General features: G+C 41.3%; 11 protein-coding genes. 7 read left to right on the top strand and 4 right to left on the bottom strand.

Annotated features, from left to right (window positions below):
• Positions 1–29 precede the first annotated feature (29 nt).
• Complete coding sequence (locus tag VIM94_RS12880) at positions 30–458, bottom strand: TerB family tellurite resistance protein (protein WP_332039710.1); 429 nt, start codon at positions 456–458, stop codon at positions 30–32.
• 159 nt (positions 459–617) lie between these two features.
• Between VIM94_RS12880 and VIM94_RS12875 the strand changes: the two genes are divergently transcribed.
• The 3 genes from VIM94_RS12875 to VIM94_RS12865 all read left to right on the top strand — a co-directional run bounded on the left by VIM94_RS12875 (position 618) and on the right by VIM94_RS12865 (position 5,847).
• The gene (locus VIM94_RS12875) at positions 618–1,637 is read left to right on the top strand and encodes a ligase-associated DNA damage response exonuclease (RefSeq protein ID WP_332039709.1); all 1,020 of its coding nucleotides are present in this window, start codon (positions 618–620) and stop codon (positions 1,635–1,637) included.
• 29 nt (positions 1,638–1,666) lie between these two features.
• A complete protein-coding gene (locus VIM94_RS12870) occupies positions 1,667–3,259 on the top strand; it encodes an ATP-dependent DNA ligase (RefSeq protein ID WP_332039708.1) in 1,593 nt (530 codons plus the stop codon).
• A 116-nt stretch (positions 3,260–3,375) separates the two neighbouring features.
• Positions 3,376–5,847 carry a ligase-associated DNA damage response DEXH box helicase gene (locus VIM94_RS12865; RefSeq protein WP_332039707.1) on the top strand — a complete coding sequence of 824 codons (2,472 nt, stop codon included), beginning with the start codon at positions 3,376–3,378 and terminating at the stop codon, positions 5,845–5,847.
• Position 5,848: 1 nt separating this feature from the next.
• Here VIM94_RS12865 and VIM94_RS12860 read toward each other — a convergent pair whose 3' ends face one another.
• Positions 5,849–6,355, bottom strand: a complete 507-nt coding sequence (locus VIM94_RS12860) for a DUF1440 domain-containing protein (RefSeq protein WP_332039706.1) — start codon at positions 6,353–6,355, stop codon at positions 5,849–5,851.
• Positions 6,356–6,458: 103 nt separating this feature from the next.
• Between VIM94_RS12860 and VIM94_RS12855 the strand changes: the two genes are divergently transcribed.
• Entirely contained in the window at positions 6,459–7,238 is a 780-nt protein-coding gene (locus tag VIM94_RS12855; RefSeq protein WP_332039705.1) for an amidohydrolase, read from the top strand.
• Here the strand turns inward: VIM94_RS12855 and VIM94_RS12850 are convergent.
• Together VIM94_RS12850 and VIM94_RS12845 are read right to left on the bottom strand one after the other, a co-directional pair.
• Positions 7,225–8,844, bottom strand: a complete 1,620-nt coding sequence (locus VIM94_RS12850) for an Ig-like domain-containing protein (RefSeq protein WP_332039704.1) — start codon at positions 8,842–8,844, stop codon at positions 7,225–7,227. The genes VIM94_RS12855 and VIM94_RS12850 overlap by 14 nt on opposite strands.
• A gap of 57 nt (positions 8,845–8,901) precedes the next feature.
• Entirely contained in the window at positions 8,902–9,582 is a 681-nt protein-coding gene (locus VIM94_RS12845; protein ID WP_332039703.1) for a ComF family protein, read from the bottom strand.
• A 61-nt stretch (positions 9,583–9,643) separates the two neighbouring features.
• On the opposite strand from VIM94_RS12845, the gene VIM94_RS12840 reads away from it, so the two are divergent.
• The 3 genes from VIM94_RS12840 (at position 9,644) to VIM94_RS12830 (ending at position 15,220) form a co-directional block, all read left to right on the top strand.
• On the top strand, positions 9,644–10,528 hold the full coding sequence (locus VIM94_RS12840; RefSeq protein ID WP_332039702.1) for a hypothetical protein: 885 nt from the start codon (positions 9,644–9,646) through the stop codon (positions 10,526–10,528).
• 64 nt (positions 10,529–10,592) lie between these two features.
• The gene (locus VIM94_RS12835; RefSeq protein WP_332039701.1) at positions 10,593–12,128 is read left to right on the top strand and encodes a glycine--tRNA ligase; all 1,536 of its coding nucleotides are present in this window, start codon (positions 10,593–10,595) and stop codon (positions 12,126–12,128) included.
• A gap of 119 nt (positions 12,129–12,247) precedes the next feature.
• Positions 12,248–15,220, top strand: coding sequence for a GEVED domain-containing protein (locus VIM94_RS12830; protein ID WP_332039700.1), 2,973 nt, complete (start codon positions 12,248–12,250; stop codon positions 15,218–15,220).
• Positions 15,221–15,252 lie beyond the last annotated feature (32 nt).

The following is a 15,252-nucleotide window of genomic DNA, read 5'->3' as shown; positions in this document are numbered from 1 at the left end:
GATTTTTTATGCCTAATCTTAATTAGGTTTTAATCTTTTCTATCAAGAAGAAATCTGTAGTCTTCAAAACTTATTTGTCCAGTGAAGATCTGGATAGAACGTTTGATGATAGACTCAGAAGCTTCGCTGGAAAAGCCCAGGCCAATGGCATAACGTTTAATCAATTCCTCTTCTTCCTGGTCAATTTTACTGTCGGCGAAAATGATTTTAAAAAGATCATGCAGGCGCTCCAGGCGCTGTTCCACACTATTGCAAGGACTAACATTAAATTCCTTTGGGTTTCTAATTACCGTTTTATATTCCGTTTCGGTAATGTCCATTTTATTGGCAAAACTTTTTAAAAGAATTTCTTCTTGCTCATTAATCTCTCCATCCACACTTGCCAAATTGACAATGCAGGCAAAATGGTTAATATTTCTGAGATGTTCCCCCGATCCAAATAAATCTGAAATTGACATTTGATTATGTTTTATATTACAAATATAGCTAAAGCCTGAAGCTTTTTCTTTTAAAAGTCTGCTAAAAAGTACAGATGTTTGGATTTTCGCTAATCTTTTCTTAATCCTTTTTATATGAAATGCAATTTGGGTAATTTCAGTCATAAGCCCTGAAGAAAAATGGAAAAACCCCTTCTAGTATTTGATGATAAAGGTATTTATTGTGCCATTGCAGATGTCTATCTCGACCCCTGGAAGCCGGTAGATAAAGCTATTATTTCTCATGGCCACGCCGATCATTCCCGTTGGGGGCATAAAAAATATATAACCCATCACAGCAATATACCAATCATAAAACACCGGTTGGGAGACATAGAAGTCTCAGGAAAGGAATGGAACGAGACTTTCACCATAAACGGAGTGAAATTCGCTCTTCATCCGGCCGGTCATATTATTGGCTCTTCTCAGATTAGAGTGGAATATAAAGGTGAAGTTTGGGTTTTTAGCGGAGATTATAAAGATGAAGATGATGGGGTCGCTGTACCCTTTGAACCTTTAAAGTGCCATACTTTTATAACTGAATGTACTTTTGGATTACCCGCTTTTAAATGGCAACCCCAGAAAGAAGTCTTTGATGAGATCAACTCCTGGTGGCAACAAAACAGGGAAGATGGAAGAACTTCGGTGCTTTTTGGATATTCCCTGGGGAAGGCCCAGCGCCTGTTAAAGCATTTAGACCCTTCCATAGGAAAAATTTACACCCATGGTGCAATAGAGAATATGACAGAAGTACTCCGGCCTCAGTTAGACCTACCTGAAACAACCAGGATTACCCGCGATGTTAAAAAGGAAGAAATAAAAGGGAATATGGTGATAGCACCTCCAAGTGCGCACGGTTCTTCCTGGATAAAAAAAATGACGCCTTATGTCACGGGATCAGCAAGCGGCTGGATGACCTTTAGAGGTGCAAGAAGAAGGCGTGCTATTGATCGTGGTTTTGTTCTTTCCGATCATTGTGACTGGCAGGGATTGCTAAAATCCATTAAAGCTACTGAAGCCGAAAAAATAATCTGTACACACGGTTACACGGATATCTTTTCTCGGTTTCTATGCGAGCAAGGCTACGATGCCAGGACTGTAGAGACACAATTCGAGGGAGAAAGGGGAGAGATGGAGACAAAAAAAGAACAACATAATTAGAGGGCAGCCTTTGTGATAACCGACAGAATATGAAGAGATTCGCAGCTTTAATTAAAACCTTAGACACCACAAATAAAACCTCATTGAAAGTTGAGGCACTTACCGAATATTTCAAATCGGCTCCAGATAAGGATAAGGTCTGGACCATTGCAATTCTTTCTCACCGCCGTCCGCCAAGACCTGTAAATACCACCCTAATGCGAAATTGGGCTTCAGAATTGGCCAAAATTCCGCTTTGGCTTTTTGAGGAATCCTACCATATAGTAGGAGATCTGGCCGAAACCATTGCTCTGGTAATTCCTCCTGCAAAAGAATCTTCAGAAAAGAGTTTGAGTCAGTTTCTTCAGGAAATAATCGATCTCAAAGCCCAACGTGAAGAGGAAAAAAAGCAATACCTGTATGAGAATTGGTTAGCATTGAATTATTATGAGCGATTTGTTTTTACCAAACTTATCACAGGAAGTTTCAGGATAGGAGTCAGTCAAAAATTAATGACCCGGGCTCTTTCCCGCGCTACCAATATAGATGAAGATATCCTCGCCTATAAGATGATGGGTAACTGGGAGCCTTCAAAAACAAGCTTTTCAAGCCTTATCCTCGAGGAAAACGAGGGAGACTATCTTTCAAAACCTTACCCTTTTTACCTGGCCTACGCCATAGACGGTGATGTGGAGGAACTGGGCGATGTCTCCCAATGGAGCGCCGAGCATAAATGGGATGGCATCCGATCGCAGGTGATTGTGCGCAAGGATGAATTATTCGTCTGGAGCCGTGGCGAAGAACTGGTTACCGATAAATACCCGGAGTTTCAGGAATTTATTGGACCAATTCCTAATGGAACCGTTTTGGACGGCGAGATTCTTTCCTTTCCCAATGGACAAATAGGCAGCTTTAAGGATCTTCAAACCCGAATTGGACGAAAAAATATTAGCAAGAACCTGCTTAAAAAGACTCCGGTTATTCTTAAAGCTTATGATGTGTTGGAATGGAAGGGGAAAGATATCAGAAATCATCCTTTTGCTGAAAGGCGGGAAATCCTTGAGTTGCTCTATGCTGAGGTGTCCCCTGAAGATATTCCTTTTCATTTATCTGAAAGGATTTCCTTCCAATCCTGGTCTGAAGTTGCTGAAGAAAGAGAAAGAGCCCGGGAAGAGAAATCGGAAGGATTGATGCTGAAGCGATTAGACTCTCCTTATCTGGTGGGAAGAAAAAAAGGTGATTGGTGGAAATGGAAAGTCGATCCGCTAACTGTAGATGCCGTACTCACTTACGCAATGCGTGGTCATGGTAGAAGAAGCAACCTCTATACTGATTATACTTTTGGTTTATGGGATGATGAGAGAAAGGAACTGGTAACTTTTGCCAAAGCATATTCTGGCCTTACCGATGGTGAATTCAGAAAACTTGATGCCTGGATAAGGAAAAATACCCTGGAGCGCTTTGGGCCTGTTAGAAGTGTAACGCCACACCAGGTTTTTGAGATCGCATTTGAAGGTATTGCAGAATCCAAACGCCATAAAAGTGGAGTGGCCACCCGGTTTCCGAGGATGGTACGCTGGCGCACTGATAAAAACATTCATGAGGCAAATACGTTGGGAGAGCTGAAGGCTTTGATACCGTAGTAGAACCACTGAGCACCCCCTGTACTGGCGGACATCCCCTCCTTGCCAGGGAGGGGAGCCTTGTGTTTAGTAAATAAATTGGATTGTGAAAGCTCCTCTGAAGGAAGGGTAAAAACATGAACAGAAATCAATTAATCAATATAGCAGTAACCTGGTTTGAGCAGCAAGGCTGGAAAGCTTTTCCATTCCAAAAGCAAACCTGGACGGCTTTTTTGCAGGGGAAGAACGGACTTCTTAATGCTCCTACAGGTAGTGGGAAAACCTATGCCCTTTGGATTCCCATTGTGCTGGAGTATTTAAAAAACAATCCTGAATATAAAACTCAGCATAAAAAAGGCCTGAAAGCGATCTGGATCACGCCTCTTCGTGCACTTTCGGTAGAAATTGAACAGGCAGCCCGACGCTTTGCAGATGAAACCGGTAGCGGATTAACGGTAGGTATTCGCACAGGAGACACTCCTCAAAAACAAAGAGCAGCGCAAAAAAAATCAATGCCGGATTTGTTAATTACCACACCAGAAAGTTTGCAGTTATTGCTTTCTTCAAAAAACTATGATAATACGTTCAAAGATGTCAATGCCGTTGTGGTAGACGAATGGCATGAATTGCTGGGAACAAAAAGAGGAGTGCAAATGGAACTGGCTCTTTCACGTTTAAAAAAGGTTTCAAAGGATTTATGTATTTGGGGGATTTCAGCAACTATTGGAAATTTAGAGCAGGCCAGGGAGGTTTTACTGGGGCCCAATTCTGAAGCTTTTCAGAATTCGGTTTTGATCAAAGCGAATATTAAAAAGAAGATAAAAGTTCAGTCTATTATTCCCGATAAAATGGAGCGATTTCCCTGGCGGGGGCATCTTGGATTGCATTTAATAGATGAGGTTGTCCCCATTATTAAAAATTCCAGGACAACGCTGCTTTTTACCAACACCCGATCCCAGTGTGAATTATGGTTTCAAAAACTCATTCATAAATATCCTGAATTCGCCGGTGAATTAGCCATGCACCATGGAAGCATCAATAAGGAAACCCGCCTATGGGTGGAACAGGCTATCCGCAATGAAAGTCTAAAAGCCGTGGTGGCCACTTCCAGTCTTGATCTGGGAGTCGATTTTGCCCCGGTGGAAACCATAATTCAGATAGGAGGTCCAAAAGGAGTTGCCAGGTTTTTACAGCGGGCCGGGCGAAGCGGGCACAGACCGGGAGAGGAAAGCGTGATCCATTTTTTGCCTACCCACGCTATCGAACTTATTGAGGCTTCAGCTTTACAAAAAGCGGTAAAAACAATGGCCGTGGAAGACAGGATTCCCTACCTGCTTAGTTTTGATGTGCTGGTGCAATACCTCACCACCCTTGCGGTTTCCAACGGATTCTTCCCGAAGGAAATATGGCCGGAAGTGAAATCTACTTTCTGTTTCCAGGGAATTACCGAAGAGGACTGGCGCTGGGTCTTGAATTTTATCACGAAAGGAAGTCAGAGTCTGCAAGCTTACGATGAATATAAAAAAGTGGAAATTGAAGATGATGGTCGGTTTAAAGTGAATAACCGGGGGGTCGCGATGAGACACAGGTTACAGATTGGCACTATTGTAAGCGATGCAGTTCTTAGCGTTAAATACCTGAAAGGTGGATATATTGGTACCATTGAGGAGTGGTTCATTTCTAAGCTTAATCCCGGGGACGTTTTCACTTTCGCCGGACGAAACCTTGAGTTGATACGCATTAAAAATATGCAGGTGTTGGTGAAGGCTTCGAAACAAAAAACATCCAAAGTTCCCAGCTGGGCAGGAGGTAGAATGACCTTTTCGGCGCAGATGAGTGAACTGCTTCGGGAAGAAATGTATGCAGCAGCTGAATCGGTGTCTTCAGGCAAGAAAAGATCACCGGAATTACAGGCTTTACAACCTATTTTAAAGAGACAACAAAAAGAATCTGTAATTCCACGAAAAGAGGAATTCCTCATCGAAACTTTTAAAACCCGGGAAGGTTATCACGCCATATTTTATCCGTTTGAAGGAAGGTTTGTGCACGAGGCATTGGGAAGTTTGATGGCCTATCGTATTAGTTTGCTTATGCCAATTACTTTTTCGATCGCCTTCAATGATTATGGCTTTGAACTGCTTTCAGAGCAACAGGTCGACATGCAACAAGTGATAGATAATGACTTGTTTTCTTCGGAGTATTTAATGGACGATCTTTATAAGAGTTTGAATGCGACAGAAATGGCTCGAAGAAAATTTAGAGATATAGCGGTGATTGCGGGAATGGTCTTTACAGGCTATCCTAATAAACTGATAAAGAGCAAACATCTTCAAAGCAATTCACAGTTGTTGTTTAGCGTATTCAGGGATTATGAGGAAGGAAATTTACTTTACCAGCAGGCATTTCGTGAAACCTTTGAGCATCAGCTGGAAGAAGGTCGGTTGAGGAGGGTCCTGAAGAGAATTGCTGCTCAAACGTTCGTTTGGAAAGACTGCGAAAAACCCACGCCCTTTTCCTTTCCTATAATTACCGACCGGCTTCGGGAGAAACTTTCTTCAGAAAAACTGGAAGACAGGATTCGGCGAATGCTTGAACATCTGGAAAAATAAACTACCTGTTTTTCAGCTTTTTACTAACAAAACTTCTCACCAATTCAGTAGTTATTCCAAACATAACATGCGCAAAGAGTTCGTTAGCCTGGGTTTTAATAGGAATGTCTTTTGGGTTTTCTTCAAGGCCCATCAAAGGAAGTGAAGTTTCATGAGTAGTGAACCAGGTGGTGCTACCAAGGATAACTCCATCAAAGACTTTCAATTCATCTTTATCTTTTTTGCCGTAGCCGTAGGCGGCACCTACACTTGCACCAACAGGAAAATTCACGAGTTGCTCGGCAAGAGCTTCGTTTTCGACACTTATCGGGCCACCGGTAATTTTGGTTGAAAGATCATCTAAAATTTTAATCTGTGCCGAGCGTTGTTCAACTTTTCTCACCGGAAGATAGTGTTCCACTATACTTTTTACAGCTGTTCCAGCAAGACCTCCCAATATCCCTGAAATAAGTGCTCTCTGTGTATCGGGGGTGTAAGTGTCTTTATTCAATAAGGTAGTTAGTTTCATCTTTTGTATATTTTATATGTTAAAGCTATCTAATAGCCTTTTTTTCTGCAATTGTTTAACATGTAATTAGGATGAGTTGTTTAAAAATTGATAATTTTAAAGTATGAGTAAGACACTAAATACAGCTTTATTACAAGTAGACCTTAAATGGGAAGACCCACAGGCTAATCGCAGTTTGTTTTCAAAAGAAATCAAAGCGCTTTCAGATGAGGTAGACCTTATAATTCTACCCGAAATGTTTACTACCGGTTTCAGTATGAATGCTGAAAAATTAGCTGAAAGAAATGACGGTCTGAGTTTTAATTGGATGGTGGAAATGGCAAGCCTAAAAGATGCTGCAGTCACCGGAAGCCTTATTATTACTGAAGACGGAAAATACTATAATCGCTTGTTTTTTGTCTATCCAGACGGTAGTTATAAATCTTACGACAAGCGGCATACTTTTACTTTAGCTAAAGAAGATAGAACCTATACCGCCGGCGAAGACCGATTAATAGTTTCGTATAAAGGCTGGAAGATCTGTCCGCTTATTTGTTATGATCTTCGTTTCCCTGTATGGTCCCGAAATACCGAAGATTACGATCTCCTTATCTATGTGGCCAACTGGCCCGATAAAAGGGTGGCGGCCTGGGATGCCTTGTTGAAGGCTAGAGCCATTGAAAATATGAGCTATTGTATTGGAATAAACCGAACCGGCACCGATGGTGGCGGACATGATTATTCTGGACACAGCGCGGCTTATGATTGTTTGGGAGAAAACTTAACCGGAGAAAACAGGGAAATGCCCTTTGTTGAGGAAGTTAGCCTTGATAAGGATCACCTGGAGAAAACCAGGAAGCAGTTAAAATTTCTTCAGGATCGGGATGAATTTACTTTAAAATAAAACTTTCGTTCAAATCCCAGTTTGAGCGAACTTCCAGGGTATCGCGGTGGTAAAAAATCTTTTCTGGTTGACGTTTTTCCAGGTAATTCCCAGTATCCCACTTTTGATTTCCGTTATCATCAATAATAAGCCTTACCAGATATTTTGCCGGTTTCAAAAATCTGAAATTGAAGCTTGTTTTATTTTCTGAAAACTTTTCGGCCTGGACTTCCCCTTCCAGGTTAGTTAATTGTGCGATTATTGGGAAGCGGTTTACATTCTGAAGTCTTAATACCACACTACCGTATTCGGAATAGGGTTTCGTAGAAATTTGCTGATTGATGGTGTCGTTCGTTTTACCGAAGAGGTCGGTTAGAGCTCCGGGTAATGCAAGCACCTTGTATGTGTTGTTTTCCTCTTTTTCAAATTGAAGTTGTAATTCGTTTTTAATAGGAAATAGTTCTGCTGAAAAATTCACTTCTACAGAGTCTTTATTGAGAATTCTTATCAGGTCTGGATTACTTTGGACCAGGGGAGTATTTGCCCTGAATTTAAAAACCTGATTGAATTCAATTGTTCCGCTGGGTTCAGTAGTAACTTTTAGAGTATCGCGTTCTAGTTCAGATATTTTTGTAAAGAGTGTATCCCTCTTTATGGGACTCACAATTTCAAACGAAAGGCTGTCAGATTCCGGTTTTTGATTGTACCAGTAATAAAGTGTATCGGTCTTCGGGTCTTTAACAATCCTTGCGCGAAAATCTTCCGGTTTTGGGTTTAAAATATTGATCTCCAGGCTATCCAAATCTGCGACCCCTTCATAGCCAAACAGGATCTGGTTTCCTTTTAACAATTTTGGTCTTTTTACACTGAATTCAAGTTCTTCTTTAAAAAGGGTAATATGGTAGCTGGTATCGGTTGGAAGACTAATTGGGCTTTCAATAAATCCGATTTTCTCCGAATTGGGATTAAATTTATAATTAGCATTTTTATCCTGAATCGCAACCATTTTATAAGTTCCTGCCTTTAGGTTTTCGAGTTCAAAAGTGAAAATGCTGTCTTTGGAATAGGTTACATATCTTGGGTTTTCCTTATAAACAATAGAGTCTGAATAAGTGGAATCTATCTCGTACAAAAATATCGAAACCGGTTCTGCCAGTTCCTTCAGGGAGGCATCATTAACAGTTCCAGTAACTGATAATGAATCAAGATAATCTCCGGTAGAAAAAACGTATTTAAAATAATCTAATTCATTTCCTTCGTTGTTATCCACTATACTTTTTCCGAAGTTGATGGTATAAGTGGTATTTTCCTGAAGGGTATCAAAGATCTCGATCCTAATATCCTTTCTCGCGCTTCCCAGTGGTAGGATGGTAGGTTTTGGATCCATTGGAGGCGAGATAATAATTTGTTCCTGAGGTTTATTGAGTTTGATGTATTCGTTGAAATATATCCGTATCTCATCGCTCTTAAAATTTGTGCTGAAATTCTCTGGATTAGCCTTAACAAATTTTGGCGGTTCCTCATCTTCGGGGCCACCTTCGGGCATGCCTTTTTTTGCACATTGCACCAAAGCCAGGGCCAGGGCCAGGAAAACTACAAGGAGAAAATTTGGAATTCGTTTAAACATATTTTGTTGGTGAATCTTTAGACAAAGAAACGATTATTTTAGTTTTCCCTGCAAACATCAATCGGTAATTGCCATACTTGCCAGGCTTATTTTTACTCCATTTATTTTCTGAAGCTTTGAAACACAGGCCTCCATTGTAGCGCCGGTCGTGATAAGGTCGTCTACAAGCAGGAGATGTTTGTTTTCAAGTTTTTCAGGGTTTTCTATCATAAAAGTTTCGGCAATACTTCCCCAGCGGCTGAGTCTTTTTTTTAGGGTTTGAGTAGTAGAAGCTGATCTTTTTACCAAAACATCATCGATGTATTGGGCTGCAAGGCTATTTGCGATCTCCTTTCCAAAACCCTCAACCTGGTTAAAACCGCGGGACTTTAATTTTTTCCGGTGAAGTGGAACCGGGACGACTGCATCTATTTGAGAATATTTTGGGATTTTTGCAAGTTCTTCTCCAAGCCATTGGCCAAGGAAATAGCCTATTTCCTTGTTTCCACGATATTTGAGATTATGAATCAACTGTTGTACCATACCCTTTTTCTTAAAATACAATAAGGAAGTGGCATTTTCAATACTAAGTCTCCCTGAAAATACTTTTTTTGTAGCGTTCTCGTTATCAAGGTGAAAGTTAGTGAGTGGGAGCTTGTGCAGACAAGAGGTGCAGATAATTTGCTCGTGTGCCACCAGTTCGGTTTCACAGCAATTGCAAACTTTTGGGTAGAATAAATTAAGTAAATCCCGAAACATTTGTTAACATCTTGTCTTTTGCCCTCCTAAATTCCTAAATTTACAAATTAAATATTATTACATGATGACTGAAAAAAAGAACAATACAGCCTTAAAGGTCTTAACCGGTATTCTGGCAGTGGCCCTGGTAGTTCTGGGCATTTATACGGTGAAATTCTATAATGAAGAGAAAGAAAATAAGGCAATTCTCCAGAAGGAAAAAGCCGTAATCGAAGACGAACTCAATGACCTTATCGTCAAATATGATGAGGCTATCGAAGAAAATGAGGTGTTGGACCAGGATCTTGTGAACGCACGCGATAGGATTGAGCGCCTACTGGATTCGGTTAAAGATTATGATGCAACCTATGCGATGAATACCCGTCTTCAACGGGAGATTTCAAATTTAAAGGTAGAAAGGGAAAGATTATTCAGAGTAGTAGATAGTTTAAGCGCCCAAAATCAACGAATGGCTACAAGTCTGGACAGCACGAACTTAGCCCTTCAGGAAAGAACGAGACTTTCAGATTCCCTTCAGAATACAAATCAAGCTTTATCAAATAAAGTAGATAGAGCTTCACAACTCAAGATCACAAGCCTTTCAGGGGAAGGGGTAATTGTGAGAAACAGCGGAAAGTTGGTGGAAAACGACCGCACCCGAAGAATCGACCAGATAAGAACTTGTTTCACTATTACTGCCAATGATCTTGCCGGACCCGGTGAAAGAAATATGTATGTTCAGGTCTATAACCCGGAAAATGAATTGGTGGGTGATGAAATTGTAGTTAACCACGAAGGCGGCCCCATGGTTTATAGTGCGGCATCTAAGGTTTATTATGAAAACAACGAGCTTGATGTTTGTATTTTGGCTAACACCAACGAAGATAAGCTGCTCGAAGGAACCTATAAGGTGTATGTCTATGCTGAAGATGTATTGCTGGGAACCGGATCTTTCAGCCTTCGGTAATTAAAAATTTAAATTTCAAAGGCCGCCTTGACCGATATCAGGGCGGTTTTTTTATTTTTGCGCTATGGCAAAACAAGAAGATTTATTTAAAAATGTAATATCCCATGCTAAAGAGTATGGGTATATTTTTGCGTCGAGTGAAATTTATGACGGATTAAGTGCCGTTTATGATTATGGACAAAACGGGGCCGAATTAAAAAAGAACATCAAGGATTATTGGTGGAAAAGCATGGTGCAACTACATCAGAATATTGTTGGCCTTGATGCCGCAATCTTGATGCATCCTACCACCTGGAAGGCCTCAGGCCACGTAGATGCTTTTAACGATCCACTTATTGATAATAAAGATTCTAAGAAACGCTACCGTGCCGATGTACTGGTGGAGGATTATGCCGAAAAGATCCATCAAAAGGCGGAGAAGGAAATTGCTAAAGCCAGAAAGCGTTTTGGTGATGCCTTTAATGAAGAGGAATTTGTGACTACCAATCCGCGGGTTATACGTTATCGCAAGGAACAAAAAGAGATTCTGGAGAGACTTGCTAAGTCTTTGACAGAAGAGGACCTGGACGATGTAAAAGCCCTTATTGAAGAATTGGGAATAGCCTGTCCTGAAAGCGGTTCAAAAAACTGGACCAATGTCAAGCAGTTCAACCTTATGTTTGGTACGAAATTAGGCGCTTCGGCTGAAACTGCTTCAGATTTATACCTTCGGCCCGAGACTGCTCAGGGGATTTTTGTGAACTTTTCAAATGTTCAGAAAACAGGAAGGATGAAAATTCCTTTTGGAATAGCACAGATTGGGAAAGCTTTTAGAAATGAAATCGTAGCCAGGCAGTTTATCTTCCGTCAGCGAGAGTTTGAACAAATGGAGATGCAATTTTTTGTGCGTCCGGGGGAAGAATTAAAATGGTTTGAGCACTGGAAAGAAACCCGCCAGAAATGGCATGATTCCCTCGGTTTAGGGAAAGAAAACTACCGTTTTCACGACCACGAGAAGATGGCTCATTATGCCAATGCTGCTACAGATATAGAATTTAATTTCCCCTTCGGATTTAAAGAGCTGGAAGGAATTCATTCCCGTACTGATTTTGATCTGAAAGCTCACGAAGAACATTCAGGAAAAAAACTGCGGTTTTATGATCCTGAGCTTAAAGAGAATTATGTGCCCTACGTAATTGAGACATCCATTGGTCTGGACCGCATGTTTCTTGCAGTATTTTCTTCATCTCTAAAGGAAGAACAACTTGAAGATGGGAGCAGTAGAACGGTTTTAAAACTACCTGCTGTGCTGGCTCCTACCAAGGCTGCTGTGCTTCCGTTGGTCAAGAAAGATGGTCTGCCAGAGCTTGCCCAGGAAATTATAGACGAATTGAAATGGGATCTCCAGGTGCAATATGATGAGAAAGATGCTATTGGCCGTAGATATCGCCGTCAGGATGCTGTGGGAACACCCTTTTGTATTACTGTAGACCACGATTCTTTAGAGGATAAGACCGTAACGCTACGCTATAGGGATACCATGGAGCAAAAACGTGTTAAAATTTCAGAGTTGGCCACTCTTATTAAAGAGGAAGTCGACTTCAAAAAATGGTTGAAGTAAGTATTAATTAATTCAGTTGAAACTTAAAAAAGAGGCATTTAATAGTTTATTAAGTGCCTCTTTTGTTTCTATTATCCTGATAATGATTATTTTTAAATAATATATCAAGAATCCTGTAGATGAAAAAATTACTATTACTAATTGCGTTGTTCTATGTATATCCATATGCTGCCCTTGCCCAGGAAAGAATAGTGGCCGGGCCTACTTATATAGATTCGGCTCAGGCAATGTCATCTGCAGCATTTTCAAAAACAAGGTTAATTCCGCCTACAACAGATTACAAACTCTTTAATCCCCGAAACCGAGGGATTAACAAAATAGTTCCGGGGAAAGGGCTGCCCAAGGGAGAAGATCCTGCACGACAGAGTAAAATGGGAGATGTTAAGCTTTCTGGCGGGAAAAAATTAAATTTTGAGGCGGCTAGTACCCGGGCGACTCCTTCAGATCCTACCGGAGTAGCAGGTCCTAATCATTATGTAAATGCATGGAACGCCGCTTTTTCAATATTCGATAAAAACGGAAACCAATTAACACCCCCGGCAGACCTTGCAAGTTTGGGAGGGGAATTTGTAAACGAAAGAGGAGGAGATCCAATTGTTGTTTACGATGAAAATGCCGATAGATATGTTATTAGCCAGATGGATACGCTTCCGGGAAGTTTTTTAATAGCCGTTTCTCAAGGGCCTGATCCTGTTAATTCCGGTTGGTACACCTATCGTTTTCCTACAAATGGGATGTATCCCGATTACCCAAAGATGTCTGTCTGGTCTGATGGTTATTATTTCACCTCCAATAAAGATAATACTACTGCCGACCAGAGCGAGGTGATCTACGTAATGGAGCGAGATAAAATGTTAAGGGGGGAAGCGGCCATGGTTATTGGATTTCCGCTTCCGGGAATAAAAACCAGCAGGTTTTATAGCCCGGCCGGCTTCAATGTGAATGGAAAAGAGTTGCCTCCACCGGGAAATTCCCCTATAGTTTATATGCAGGATGATGCCTGGGAAGGAGTTAATGAAGATCATTTGAAGTTATGGCTGGTTAACGTTGATTGGGAAAATCCCGGCAATTCGACTATTTCTGAATCTCAGGAACTCGGGCCTTCAGAAGGAGTCTCCCCCTTTCACTCCACCTTTGATGGGGGCTCGTTTAAAAACTTATCCCAGCCCTTCGATGCCCCGGATATAGACGCCTTGCAGGCCACTATGATGTACGCAACCCAATACCGCAGGTTTGGCACTCACAACTCAGTTGTTATGAACTTCGTGGTAGATGTCGAGCCTAGTGCAGCCGAACATGCTGCAGTGCGATGGTATGAGCTTCGCCAGCGGCAGGATGGAGCTCCATGGCAAGTCTATCAGGAAGGTACGTATGCGCCGGATAAAAGTGATAGGTTTGGGGGAAGTATCGCTATTGATGCTGAAGGGAATATAGGTTTAGGATATACCGTTCTGGATGACAGCCCCGAGCGGCCAATTCCGCCTTCGCTTCGTTATACCGGCAGGTTTGAGGGAGATCCTTTAGGAATAATGACGGTGGAAGAGGAAAGTATTATAGAAGGAATTAGTCCTAACCCCAGTTATCGATATGGGGATTACTCCCATATGAGTGTTGATGCACAGGACGGATTAACTTTCTGGTACATAGGCGAAGTATTTGAAGGGCAACAGCGTATTAACCAGGTAGGCACCTTTAGGATCGCGCCGGAATATAATAATGATCTGGCACTCACAAAACTGGTAGCACCTGTAGAATCTACCCTGGGAGAAAATGAAGAAATCACCATCAGAATCAGGAACCTGGGAAGAAATGCCCAATCAGATTTTGAGGTAAGCTATACTGTGAATGCAGGAGAAACAGTTACCGAAACTGTGAGTGAGAATTTAGGAAGTACCGAAATGCTGGAGTACAGCTTTAGTGAAACTGTAGATCTTTCTGAAGCCGGGGCAGCCTACGAAATTAGCGTTAGTGTTAATCTTGCCTCCGATGAGAACGAGAGCAATGATGAACTTACAAAAACTATACTGCATCTTCCGCCAAATGACATCGGGATTAGTTCAATAGATTCTCCTGAAACAGGACAGTTCCTGGATGCAACGGAGGACGTAGTTGTTACCATAGAAAATTTTGGAGGGATGCCCCAGGAAGGTTTCCAGGTTAGCTATCAGCTTGGGAATAACTTTAGTGTGGTAGAAGAGTTTTCTGGTGTTTTGGGTGTTGGAGAAGATGAGGTTTTTACATTTTCTCAAACTGTAGATCTTTCCAATTCAGGATGGTATGAAATAACCGCCGGTACCTTGCTTGAGACCGATACCAAGCCTGAAAATGATTCTCAGGAAGAAACAATTATTAGTATGAATTGTATTCCGCGTGGGAGTGACTGTAGCTTTGGAGATGGAATCTGGGCTTTTGAACTAGGCGATATTTTAAATGAAAACATTCCTTGCGGTAATGGCTATTTTGATTTTACTAACCAAACCACTATTCTGGATCGCTCGGAAGGCAATTATGAAGTTTCAGTTCAAACCTCTTTTGTCGCCGACGAAAGAGAACAATTTTCGATGTGGATTGACTTTAATGATAACGCGGTTTTTGAGGAATCTGAACTGGTTATTGACTCTCAGGCATTAACCCGTTATAAAGCCTGGGAAACTTTTGAATTTGATCTTCCTGCAGATGCTCAGCTTGGCCAACATCTTTTAAGGATTAGAGCCGGAGATACAGATCCACAATGGAGTGGTGATTTAAATGAACCCTGTTCTGTTATGCAGTATGGTACCACTCATGATTACACCGTAACCATTACTGATAGCACGCTGGATATTGAAGATTTACTTCTCTCAGAAGCAGAATTCATTATTCTTTCACAGGATCAGCAAAAATTTAAGGCTATCCTGGAGACGACCTACGACCAGCCTTTGCGAATAAGCGTTTATAACATTCTCGGACAGCAAATGGTCGAAAATCAAATAATAACTGATGGCAGTGCCTATGTTTATGAATTTGATATGAGCTATGCCGCCAGAGGAGTTTACCTGGTGCGGGTAGGGACCAGGAAAGTTGGTAAGGTGAAACGAATTATCGTTAAATAGAGACCTCTCTCTTCAAAATAACAGTATTTTTT

Origin of the sequence: Salegentibacter sp., from assembly GCF_036568425.1 — a bacterium.
Lineage (GTDB): Bacteria > Bacteroidota > Bacteroidia > Flavobacteriales > Flavobacteriaceae > Salegentibacter.
The sequence above is the reverse complement of the archived record's forward strand: the minus strand, read 5'-3'. Positions and strand labels throughout refer to the sequence as shown.

Coding starts and splice junctions, on each gene's coding strand:
- VIM94_RS12835 (WP_332039701.1), top strand. CDS start 10,593: ATGGCAAAACAAGAAGATTTATTTAAAAATGTAATATCCCATGCTAAA.
- VIM94_RS12830 (WP_332039700.1), top strand. CDS start 12,248: ATGAAAAAATTACTATTACTAATTGCGTTGTTCTATGTATATCCATAT.
- VIM94_RS12880 (WP_332039710.1), bottom strand. CDS start 458: ATGTCAATTTCAGATTTATTTGGATCGGGGGAACATCTCAGAAATATT.
- VIM94_RS12840 (WP_332039702.1), top strand. CDS start 9,644: ATGATGACTGAAAAAAAGAACAATACAGCCTTAAAGGTCTTAACCGGT.
- VIM94_RS12850 (WP_332039704.1), bottom strand. CDS start 8,844: ATGTTTAAACGAATTCCAAATTTTCTCCTTGTAGTTTTCCTGGCCCTG.
- VIM94_RS12875 (WP_332039709.1), top strand. CDS start 618: ATGGAAAAACCCCTTCTAGTATTTGATGATAAAGGTATTTATTGTGCC.
- VIM94_RS12845 (WP_332039703.1), bottom strand. CDS start 9,582: ATGTTTCGGGATTTACTTAATTTATTCTACCCAAAAGTTTGCAATTGC.
- VIM94_RS12870 (WP_332039708.1), top strand. CDS start 1,667: ATGAAGAGATTCGCAGCTTTAATTAAAACCTTAGACACCACAAATAAA.
- VIM94_RS12865 (WP_332039707.1), top strand. CDS start 3,376: ATGAACAGAAATCAATTAATCAATATAGCAGTAACCTGGTTTGAGCAG.
- VIM94_RS12860 (WP_332039706.1), bottom strand. CDS start 6,355: ATGAAACTAACTACCTTATTGAATAAAGACACTTACACCCCCGATACA.
- VIM94_RS12855 (WP_332039705.1), top strand. CDS start 6,459: ATGAGTAAGACACTAAATACAGCTTTATTACAAGTAGACCTTAAATGG.